1 protein-coding gene is annotated in these 1,362 nt (G+C 69.9%); it reads left to right on the plus strand.

Translation table 11 applies throughout. The annotated features are described in order from the left end of the window. Positions 1-1,362, plus strand: a 1,362-nt coding sequence (locus tag IVA74_RS27400; protein ID WP_247349532.1) for an Ig-like domain-containing protein, incomplete at both ends; no start/stop codon positions are given.

Raw genomic sequence — 1,362 nt, forward strand, 5'->3', positions numbered from 1 at the left:
GTGACCGAGACCCTCACCGTCGACACCGGCAGCTCGGCCACCGACCACGTCACCGCCAACCCGGCGCTGAGCGGCACCGGCCTTGCCAACACCGTGGTGCACTTCACCATTGACGGCACTCCGGTCGTGGCCACGGCGACCACCGACGCGCAAGGCGCCTGGTCGTTCCTCCCGAGCGGGCTGGCGGACGGATCGCACACCATCGTGGCAAGCCAGACCGACAGCTTCGGCAACATCGGTTCGGCCTCGCTGAGCTTCACCCTCGACACGGCGGCGCCGACGGTCGCCATCACCAGCCCGGGTGGGGCGACTAACCAGGCCAGCCAGGCCATCACCGGCACGGTCGACGTCGCCGATGCCGGCGCCAGCGTCACCATCCTCGACGGCACCACGCCGATCGGCACCGCCATCGTGCAGGGCAACGGCAGCTGGAGCACCACGGTCAGCCTCAACAATGGAGCCAACTCGCTGACCGCACGGGTGAGCGATGCCGCCGGCAACACCGCCACCAGCAGCGCGGTGGTCTACACGCTCAGCACCACCGGTCCGACAGTGACCGAGACCCTCACCGTCGACACCGGCAGCTCGGCCACCGACCACGTCACCGCCAACCCGGCGCTGAGCGGCACCGGCCTTGCCAACACCGTGGTGCACTTCACCATCGACGGCACTCCGGTCGCGGCCACGGCGACCACCGATGCGCAAGGGGCGTGGTCGTTCCTCCCGAGCGGGCTGGCGGACGGACTGCACACCATCGTGGCGAGCCAGACCGACAGCTTCGGCAACATCGGTTCGGCCTCGCTGAGCTTCACCCTCGACACGGCGGCGCCGACGGTCGCCATCACCAGCCCGGGTGGGGCGACTAACCAGGCCAGCCAGGCCATCACCGGCACGGTCGACGTCGCCGATGCCGGCGCCAGCGTCACCATCCTCGACGGCACCACGCCGATCGGCACCGCCATCGTGCAGGGCAACGGCAGCTGGAGCACCACGGTCAGCCTCAACAACGGCAGCAACTCGCTGACCGCACGGGTGAGCGATGCCGCCGGCAACACCGCCACCAGCAGCGCGGTGGTCTACACGCTCAGCACCACCGGTCCGACGGTGACCGAGACCCTCACCGTCGACACCGGCAGCTCGGCCACCGACCACGTCACCGCCAACCCGGCGCTGAGCGGCACCGGCCTTGCCAACACCGTGGTGCACTTCACCATTGACGGCACTCCGGTCGTGGCCACCGCGACCACCGACGCGCAAGGCGCCTGGTCGTTCCTCCCGAGCGGGCTGGCCGATGGATCGCACACCATCGTGGCAAGCCAGACCGACAGCTTCGGCAACACCGGTTCGGCCTCGCTCAGCTTC

Source organism: Bradyrhizobium sp. 132, from assembly GCF_023074185.1.
Classification (GTDB): Bacteria; Pseudomonadota; Alphaproteobacteria; order Rhizobiales; family Xanthobacteraceae; genus Bradyrhizobium.